This window comes from Deltaproteobacteria bacterium, assembly GCA_020845775.1.
Classification (GTDB): domain Bacteria; phylum Bdellovibrionota_C; class UBA2361; order SZUA-149; family JADLFC01; genus JADLFC01.
Genome location: JADLFC010000045.1, coordinates 1 through 9,343 on the forward strand (window position 1 = coordinate 1; position 9,343 = coordinate 9,343).

Sequence of the window (9,343 nt, forward strand, 5' to 3'; positions counted from 1 at the left end):
AGATGAGAGGACGCGAAATGAGGTTAAGAAATATGCGGCCGATTCCACTTTCTAAGCTTCTCCTAGGCGAATTCCAGTCCTAGCCTTGACACCTATGCTCCTGCCTGACGAGGCAGTTAGAGAGTAGCAGTAATTTTTAGAGTAAAAGCACGCCAAAAAAATTTGCTCTAAAAATTACTGCCGCTCCGAGCGTTCGGAAGTCGGCGAGATTTTCGGAATTAAAAAAAAGGAGAAAAAAGTGAAGAAAAAAAAATTAAAGTTTTTGTCACTTTTTTTAAGCCCCACTTGTGGGGCTTTGGTAGTATTAGAAGATATTGGTCGTCGTGAGACGATCGATATCTTTTCCGATCCAGATGGAACAACGGATCGGCCCAAGGAGAAAAAAACTAATAACCGTGACCCATACGGTGATTAGTAAGTTGTCGAGAGGAGGGCCGTTGGGGTTTAGAATTCCGGCCCTCCTCTAAGAAGTTTTATTCAATGTTAAGCGTTCTCTCTATCTCACTTCCACAACATAAAACTCAACACCCGAAGCCCCGAGAGCTTCTAGCCTAGCGAAACAGATAAATAACAAAACAGGCAAAATCTTAAAGGACTGCTTCCTTTAAAGCTTTTGTGGGAGTCAAGCGCACTCTTTTTCGTGCTGGTATGCGAATGATTTCCCCGGTGGCTGGGTTTCTGCCCATCCGCGCCTTGCTTTGCCTTACCTGAATCTTTCCGATTCCAGGGAGGGGCACCTTATATCCCTTCTTGAGCGCCGACTGAATCATTCCAGCAAAACCATCATAGACGCTCCTAGCAACCCTTCGATTTTCAAGGCCACAACAATCCTTGAGGCATTCATACAGCTCTGCCTGGGTGTAATAGGTGCCGTTTTTTGGCTTTGTTATTTTTTTCTGCTTTGCAGCGCCTTTGGGGCTCACAACCTTAGAACTCGGAGCTTTAAGATTCATGCCCTTCGGCGCGCATTTCTCAGTAGAACAAGAGTTTTTTTTAAAAGCCACTTTAAAATTCTCCTAAAAGATATTGTTTACAATGCAACCTAGACCTATTCTAGTCGCCAACGCAGCGACCGACTTTAGTTCATTTAACTTAATTAAATTGGCATGAGACGCCGATTTGAGCAAGCATTTTCGCGAGTAGTAAATATTTTAGGTGCGTCGCTTGGAAGAAAAGTTGTTGACGTCGCTTAGCGGCATGTGTTAAATTAGAACGTAATCTAATTAATCAATTCACTGGTTCGATTTCCACAAAACAACTTCAGCCGAAAACTAAATTCTAACTCAAGGTTCGATGTGCGGTTGTGGAATCTCTAGTTGGTTTAAATTCAGATAAACTTGCAACAATCAAATCAGTCGAAATAACAATAAGGGAAAAATAAGTGGGGAGTCCGTCTGCTATGAATCTTGCAGAATTAAAAAAGAACGATATTCAAGAGCTTGCAAAAATTGCGCACGATTTAAATATCGAGGGTGCGGCCAATCTAAGAAAACAGGATTTAATATTTGAAATATTGGAAGCGCAAGCTGAGACTAATGGCCAAATTTATGGGATGGGCGTTTTAGAGACCTTGCCTGATGGTTTTGGTTTTTTGCGTGCGCCAGACTATAACTATCTTCCTGGCCCGGATGATATCTACGTTTCGCCTGCACAGATTCGGCGCTTTAATTTGCGAACAGGAGATACGGTTGCTGGCCAGATTCGACCGCCCAAAGAGGGAGAGAGATATTTTGCGCTCTTAAAGGTTAACGAAATTAACTTTGAGCCCAGCGAAGCGCAAAAAGACAAGATTCTTTTTGACAATTTAACGCCTTTGTATCCGGACAGGCGCTTGCACTTAGAGTACAATGCCGAGCATTATTCTACGCGCATTATCGATTTGCTTTGTCCAATAGGCATGGGACAGCGTGCGCTAATCGTGGCACCTCCGCGCACCGGAAAAACTATTTTACTCCAAGACATTGCCAATGCCATTACGAGTAATCATCCAGATGTGATTTTAATCGTCCTCTTGATAGATGAGCGGCCTGAGGAGGTTACGGACATGTCGCGCAACGTAAGGGGAGAGGTGGTTAGTTCAACCTTTGATGAGCAGCCAACTCGTCACGTTCAAGTTGCTGAAATGGTAATTGAGAAGGCAAAGCGCTTGGTCGAGCACAAGCGGGATGTCGTGATTTTGTTGGATTCTATTACTCGTTTAGCTAGAGCCTACAATACCGTGGTTCCACCCAGTGGAAAGATCCTTTCAGGCGGTGTGGATTCCAATGCGTTGCATAAGCCAAAGAGGTTTTTTGGCGCAGCGCGAAATATTGAGCAGGGAGGCAGTCTGACAATTATTGGAACCTCGCTCATAGATACTGGCTCCAGGATGGACGAGGTTATTTTTGAGGAGTTTAAGGGAACCGGCAATATGGAACTCGTGCTAGATCGCAAGCTAGTTGAGAGGCGCATATTTCCAGCAATAGATATTAATAAATCCGGAACCCGCAAGGAGGAACTGTTAATTCCAGATGAAGATTTGCAGAGGCTTTGGCTTCTACGCAAGGTTCTAAATCCGCTTAACGTCGTCGATGCGATGGAATGGCTTAAGGATAAGATGAAGGGAACCAAGAGCAATCGCGAGTTTCTGGATTTGATGAAGGGGTAAGGCTTCTGGAGAAGCAAGGCAAAAAAGAATGCGCTGTCGATTTCGATATGGCGGGTTTTTGTGCTTTGCTTTCCCACTTTGCACATGAGTTAAAAACTCCGCTCCACTCCATCTCGTCGGTAGCAAGTGTTTTGGCGGCAGAAATTGACGGCAAGCTAAGCGATCAGCAGAAGCGCCAAGTTGCAATAATCCAAAGTAGCACAGAGCTTTTGCAGGAGTTCGTTCAGGAATTGCTAGAAACTGGCTCTCTTACTACTGGAGCTAAGGCTTTGCGCGTGACGACGTTTGACGTCAGGGCTGAACTTGGGGTGATTATTGCGAGTCTCCGCCATCTAGCGGAGCAAAAGGGAGTAGCGTTAAGCGAAGATTTGGCTCGTTTGCCACAGAGTTTTTCTAGCGACGTTACGTTGCTTAGAAAGGTCGTTAATAATTTAGTGTCCAATGCGATTAAATATTCGCCAAAAGGCGGCAAGGTTTGGCTACAGGGGGAGAAGGCGGCAAATAATTCGATTGTCCTTTATGTGGCTGATACTGGTTGGGGGATCCCATTTGCCGAACAGGGACAGGTTTTCGAGGATGGTTATAGGGTTAAGTCTCAGGTAAAGCATTGTTCCGAGGAGGGAAGTGGTTTTGGCTTGTTTTTGGTCAGAGCAGCCATAGAGAGGCTTGGTGGCAGTATCGAGCTTAGGAGCGAATTAAATCAGGGCGCGATTTTTGTCGTTACGATTCCTGGAAGCGCAACAGCTAAGTCAGCTAAACAATGACAGCAGTATCCCAGCAGACGATTCTCATTGCCGATGACAATAAGGATGCACTATATGCGCTCGAGCGGATACTTGCTCATAACGGCTATTTAGTGGTCTGCGCTTTCTCGGGTGAGGAGGCTTACGAGAAGGCGCTTAGCTGCGATCCGTCATTAATTTTGCTCGACGTAGTGATGCCACGAGGGGATGGATATCAGGTCACGCGCAATCTAAAGGCGCACCCCGAACTCCGCTATGTGCCAATCGTTTTGCTTAGTGCCAAGGATACTCTAGAAGACATTATTGTAGGCTTAGACAATGGTGCAGACGATTACATTAGCAAGCCGTTTAAACCAGAAGAACTGCTCGCGCGTCTGCGTGCGGCCTTAAGGCTAAAAACTCTATACAAAAATCTTGGTAGTTCGGAGCGGCAAAACGAGCAATTAAAGAAACAACTTTGCCGCGAGTACGATTTTCAAAATATCGTTGGCGAGAGCCCCGCGATGCAAGAGGTGTTTTCACTTGTAAAGAAGGTTTCGCTCGTCGATTCTCCCGTTTTAATTACAGGTCCCACGGGTTCTGGCAAGGAGCTAATAGCACATGCCATTCACTATAATTCAGCTAGGCAGGGCGGCCCTCTAGTGGTGCAAAACTGCGCTGCATTTAATGATAATTTGCTAGAGTCTGAACTCTTCGGGCACGTGAGAGGCTCGTTTACCGGTGCTATTCGGGATCGCAAGGGTTTATTCGAAGTGGCACACGGTGGAACCTTGTTTTTGGACGAGGTTGGCGAAATGTCTCAGGCGTTGCAGGCTAAACTACTTAGAGTTCTCCAGGACGGCAAGTTTTTGGCCGTGGGTGGAAGTTTGCCGGTTAAAGTCGACGTTCGCCTATTAGCAGCGACAAATCGCGATTTAGGTAAGATGGTTAGGGAAGAGCTCTTTAGAGAGGATTTGTATTATCGCTTAAATGTGGTGCAGATAAAACTTCCGGCCCTAGCAGAGCGGCGAGAGGATATTCCTTTATTGATTAATAGTTTTTTACACAGATTGCGGGCAAAATATCCTCAGCGGCAAAAGGCAATAACTAAGCGTGCGGTAGAGATTCTGTCGTGTTACTCTTGGCCTGGAAACGTGCGAGAGCTGGAGAACGAGATAGAGAGGATGCTCATATTAGGTGTAGACAGTGAGGAGGTGGATATGGATGTTATTTCTGAGCGAATTTTGGATAGGACTGCTGATTTAGAAGTGAGAGAGGAGACGGGCAAGGGCGTTCTCAAAGTGGCGTTGGAGAAGCTTGAGAGGGAGTTAATTCTTGAGAGTTTAAGGCGGGCTAGAGGGAATAAGAGCTTAGCAGCCAAGGAGCTCGGTATCAGTAGGAGTAATCTGATAACAAAGGTCAAGCTTTATGGCTTAAGTAATGAGCAATAACTGAAAAAAATATTAATTGGGAGACTTGAGAGAATATGAGTCAAGGATCGAAAGGGGCATTTGCAACGAAGTTTTTAATATTTGTTTTCTTGCTGAGCTTGGTAGCGATTGGTGCTGAGTACGTGCGGGGCGAGTACGGAAGCATATTAGAGTTTATTAGCGGCGACACCTCGGCTTTTGCCGGTCAGCTAAGGGGGGGCGCAAGGGGTACCCGCGGCGGGGCTGAAGATAGCGCGAGAGCTCAGGCGGACTGGAGTTTTTTTTCGCGCTCTCGGGACAGGCAAGCGCGAGAGGATGAGCCGGAGCGTGGTAAGGAGGTAAAAGCCGGAGACATGGACAGGCTTTCGAGACAGGATCGCAAGTCGTTGGATAGGCTCATTCAGGGGTTAGATTGAAAAAAATCGGAGTTGTGATGTCTTATTTTAAAAGGACGAATTCTTGCTGGGCGTTATTGCTTATTTTTGGTCTTGCGGGCTTCGGGATGTCTAGCATCGGCTGTGCGAGCATGTCGTTTGGTGGCATGGATAATTTGGTGTTGGGCGATGCACAGGATCTTAAGGAGCTTGGCGAAAGAGTTACTAAATTCTACGAGGCTTTGTACTGGCAGGATGCCGAATTAGCTGCGGTCTATGTGGTGCCGCGACAGCGCGGTGACTTTCAGCGCCGCGCAAAGGAGTTGAGAGCTAAGGAGAAGCTAACCGAGGCCGATGTTCAAGGCATTGAAGTGAACAGAGAGTCTGGGGAAGCTAAGGTGAGCGTTCACGTGCGCTATTATCAAGTTCCTAGCTATCTGCTTAAAACTAGGAAGGAAGAGCAGATTTGGGAGTTCTCTGCAGCCGAAGGCGAGTGGTTACTGAGGGAGGTAGGTATTGTCGTTGAGGAGAGCTAGGTTAGTTCTGTTAATTGTCGTTTCGTTGTTTTGTTTGGGCTGCTCTGCACGGTATTCGTTTAGTTCGCTGTCTAGTAAATTGTTTGATAGTGGCGATGGGGACTTAACTTACTCAGGCGACGAGTCCGAGGAGCTACCTGCACCTTTAGCTGTAGAGGTGAATCAGGCCTTTGTCGATGAGGCGGGGGTCTTGCACGTCAATGTGAAGGTAACTGCGCAGACGACTTTAGACGCTCGAAAGGTGGCGGTTGCTCTGGTTGGCTTAAGCGATGGGACGCCAATTGAGAGGGAGCTAAAAAACCTTTCTCAGGAGCTTTCTGCAGACCGCATATATGCTGGAAAGTCGGCTATCTTGCTTTTTTCTATGAAAGCTGCTGGCTTGAGCGAGTATCAGGTTCAGTGTGCTTGGGGAGATGATTCGGCTCGCCTTGCTCTGCCGGTAGCGGGGGAGAAGGCGAAGGCCGTTAGCGGGGACGTGGATGTTAAAGCTAATGCCGATTCTCAGGAAACTATTAAGAGAGGGTCTGGAGATGGTCGCGTTATTTTAGAAAATGTAGAGGTGGAAAGCACAGCGCTCGATTGCGACGTTAAGCCCTGTAATATGCGGTACGCCGTTACGGCTAGCATTCGCAATGCGACGCTTGGCGTTGTAAATGACGTTTTGTTGGCGACTGGTTTTGTGTGGGTGGCGGAAGGAGAGAGTTTAACTGAGGGTTGGAATGGTCATGCTAAAAATGCTGCCCAGGAGCAGGTAGTAAGGCTTGAGGGATTAAATTTGCAGCCGGGGGCGAGTCGAGCCGTTCGGGTTAATATCGATAGGGTGGTTCCGGTACTTTCTGGCGGAAGCTTTGTTCCGCGGGTGCGCTTGGTAGATTAAGTGTATTTCGGATTAGCGTTGTTATGGATGACTTAGAGCGAACATTTAGTGGCGGCAAAACCGGTGGAGAGGTGCCCTTAAGGAATAGGGTGCAATCTTTGTTCATCAAGACTTATGGTTGTCAGATGAATGAATATGATTCCGAAAAGATTTGCACATTATTAGCTGGCTCACATGTCATTAGTGACAGGTTGGATGATGCCGATGTTGTGTTTATAAATACCTGTAGCGTTAGGGATAAGGCTGAGCAAAAGTTTATTAGCTTACTCGGAACTTTGCGGGATTTTAAGCTTAAGAAGCCAAGTGCTGTTATTGGCGTTGGGGGTTGCGTAGCGCAAGCAGAGGGGACTACCATTATTAAGAAATATCCCTTCGTTGACTTTGTAGTTGGGACTCATAATCTCTCGCTGGTGCCGTCGATCATTGCAGGAGTTCGAGATGGGCGCCGGCGGCAAGTAGTTGTTGACTATAGGGAAGAGTGGGAGGATTTGCCGGATGGTTTTTTGCCGGATGGCGAAGTAGTCGAGAGTCATACTCCGCAATCTTCGGCCCTCTATAACGTGCGGGCTTTAGTAGCGGTGCAGCGGGGCTGTAGTAAGAATTGTAGCTTTTGCGTAGTTCCCAAAACTAGAGGATCAGAGGTCAGCCGTTTGCCTAATGAAATTGAGAGGGAACTTAGGCTTAAGGTTAGGCAGGGAGCGCGAGAGGTATTACTGTTAGGGCAGACCGTTAACTCTTATGGGCGCGACCTTAGCCCAAGACAGTCGTTTGAGGATTTGATTAGGCGCATCGCCGAGATCGACGGACTTCAGCGCATTCGCTTTACTAGTCCACATCCCCAGGAAGTGCGGCCGGCGTTCATGAAGTTATTTGAGGAAATTCCTAAGCTTTGCCGCCACATACATTTGCCTCTGCAATCTGGGAGTGACAGAATCTTAAAGTTAATGAATCGAAACTACAGAGTGAAGCGCTATTTGGATATTGTCAATGAGCTTAAACAATATTGCCCGGATATTGCCATCTCTACTGATATTATCGTTGGTTTTCCTACAGAAACTGATGCAGACTTCGAACAGACTCTTGAAGTAATGCGTACAGTCAGCTTTAACTTTTCCTATTCGTTTAGCTATTCGCGTCGGCCAGGCACGGCAGCAGCTAGCGATTTTGATATTAGCGAGGAGGTTAGGCCGGAAATAGCCAAGGATCGTCTATTGACGTTACAAAAAATTCAGGATGAAATGAACCTGGCATGCAATTCGAGAATGGTCGGTAACTGTGTTCAAGTGCTTGTTGAGGGAGAGGGGAAATACGGCTCTGGCACTGTGCGCGGTAGAACTTCGCAAAATGCCTGGGTAGAATTGAGCAATTATAGGGCGTTAGCAGGTGCCTTAGTCGACGTGAGGATTACGCATGCTTCCGAGCACGGCATGCGAGGTGATGCACTAAACATGCCGGGATAAGCGCAATGGTGAGACTGGAATAGAAATTTATGAAAAAGACTGTAGATGAAGTAGAGATGTTCGTAGCGGGTTTAGTGTTAGATCCAGCTACTAATGCGCCCATAGTGATATTAAAGGATCCAAATGGCGACAAATGCCTTCCTATCTGGATAGGACTTGCAGAGGCTACGGCAATAGTGTCGGCTGTAAAAAAGGTTCAAGTTGCTAGGCCCATGACACATGACTTGCTAAGAAACGTAATTGAAGAACTAAACGGCAATGTAGTTAGGATTGTAATTAGTGCGCTTCAAGAGAACACTTTTTTGGCAAGCATTGAAATTCGCGTAGGCGAAACGCTGCGAGTTATAGATGCGAGGCCGAGCGATGCAATAGCTTTGGGCGTTCGCGTAAGCGCCCCGATATTAGTTGCCAGGGCTGTATTAGAGGAGGCGCAGGTTGCACTAGTTTCGGTTAATCCCGACGAGATGGAGGATTTAAGCGAGGAGGTGCTGGTGCAGGAGGTTGAGGGGAAGAATTTTGCCAACATAGAGAAGGACAAGTGGGCAGAGATTCTAGCCGAGATGGATCCGGATGATTTTAAGTATAAAATGTGAGGTTTTACTACTGTGACACGAATTGAGGAAAATAAGGAGGAGCACTCGAGTTCCCCCAAAGAAAATTCTGGCTATGATGAACTCCTAGAACATCTGCGCGCTGTAGACGGGGTTAACGAGAGCGTCGCCGAGATTTTGGCGAGAAATTGGCAAAGGGTTTTAGTGGCCATTGGTTTTGTTTTGTTAGCAGTTTGGCTCGGTGGCAAGTACCAGGAGCGCCAGGTTGCTAAAGCAAACGAAGCCTCGAATTATTTCGTAGCGGCGCAAAATGACTTTTCTGTATTCGTCGATAGTTTGCGCGAAACTAGAAATGACGCGCCGAAGCCCGTTTCCGATACTGCCGATAAGGACTCAGCAGAAAAACAGTCACCCTACGAAGAGAAATTTGAAGCTATCAAGAGCAGCTATTCAGATAGCGTTTATGCTAAACTGGTCAGTCTCTATACTGCTAAGGCTAAATTTTTGGGAAATGATGTCGAGAAGGCGCTTGAAAATATTGCCGAGTTTTCTGACTCACAAAATGCTTCGTTTGCCAGAGAGGGCTATTCGGGCAAATATCGAGCTAGTAGTTTCTTAGGCGAAGTTTCTCAATTGATGCGCGCCAAGATGCTGCTAACTCAGGCGGAGACTAGAGCCGAGGGGCGCGAGATTTTGCTCGAATTAGCGCGCAGTTCGCGAGTTTTATCTGTAGAAGCATTGGTGGC

11 protein-coding genes are annotated in these 9,343 nt (G+C 46.9%); 10 read left to right on the top strand and 1 reads right to left on the bottom strand.

The window, feature by feature from the left end:
* Positions 1–238 precede the first annotated feature (238 nt).
* On the top strand, positions 239–415 hold the full coding sequence (locus IT291_03075) for a hypothetical protein (protein MCC6220204.1): 177 nt from the start codon (positions 239–241) through the stop codon (positions 413–415).
* Between the two features lie 172 nt (positions 416–587).
* Here the strand turns inward: IT291_03075 and IT291_03080 are convergent, their stop codons facing one another.
* Positions 588–953 carry an HU family DNA-binding protein gene (locus IT291_03080; GenBank protein MCC6220205.1) on the bottom strand — a complete coding sequence of 122 codons (366 nt, stop codon included), beginning with the start codon at positions 951–953 and terminating at the stop codon, positions 588–590.
* 446 nt (positions 954–1,399) lie between these two features.
* Between IT291_03080 and rho the strand changes: the two genes are divergently transcribed.
* The 9 genes from rho to IT291_03125 all read left to right on the top strand — a co-directional run.
* A complete protein-coding gene (rho, locus tag IT291_03085; GenBank protein MCC6220206.1) occupies positions 1,400–2,647 on the top strand; it encodes a transcription termination factor Rho in 1,248 nt (415 codons plus the stop codon).
* 47 nt (positions 2,648–2,694) lie between these two features.
* Complete coding sequence (locus IT291_03090) at positions 2,695–3,411, top strand: HAMP domain-containing histidine kinase (GenBank protein ID MCC6220207.1); 717 nt, start codon at positions 2,695–2,697, stop codon at positions 3,409–3,411.
* On the top strand, positions 3,408–4,820 hold the full coding sequence (locus IT291_03095; GenBank protein ID MCC6220208.1) for a sigma-54-dependent Fis family transcriptional regulator: 1,413 nt from the start codon (positions 3,408–3,410) through the stop codon (positions 4,818–4,820). The genes IT291_03090 and IT291_03095 overlap by 4 nt, the downstream gene beginning before the upstream one ends.
* Before the next feature lie 35 nt (positions 4,821–4,855).
* Positions 4,856–5,215: a hypothetical protein gene (locus IT291_03100; protein MCC6220209.1), complete on the top strand. Its 360-nt coding sequence runs from the start codon at positions 4,856–4,858 to the stop codon at positions 5,213–5,215.
* Between the two features lie 17 nt (positions 5,216–5,232).
* Positions 5,233–5,709, top strand: coding sequence for a hypothetical protein (locus IT291_03105; protein ID MCC6220210.1), 477 nt, complete (start codon positions 5,233–5,235; stop codon positions 5,707–5,709).
* Positions 5,690–6,586: a hypothetical protein gene (locus tag IT291_03110; protein MCC6220211.1), complete on the top strand. Its 897-nt coding sequence runs from the start codon at positions 5,690–5,692 to the stop codon at positions 6,584–6,586. Before IT291_03105 ends, IT291_03110 begins: the two co-directional genes overlap by 20 nt.
* 23 nt (positions 6,587–6,609) lie before the next feature.
* Complete coding sequence (miaB, locus tag IT291_03115) at positions 6,610–8,046, top strand: tRNA (N6-isopentenyl adenosine(37)-C2)-methylthiotransferase MiaB (GenBank protein MCC6220212.1); 1,437 nt, start codon at positions 6,610–6,612, stop codon at positions 8,044–8,046.
* 29 nt (positions 8,047–8,075) lie between these two features.
* A complete protein-coding gene (locus IT291_03120; protein ID MCC6220213.1) occupies positions 8,076–8,639 on the top strand; it encodes a bifunctional nuclease family protein in 564 nt (187 codons plus the stop codon).
* Positions 8,640–8,651: 12 nt separating this feature from the next.
* A partial coding sequence (locus IT291_03125; protein MCC6220214.1) for a tetratricopeptide repeat protein occupies positions 8,652–9,343 on the top strand: 692 nt, incomplete at its 3' end.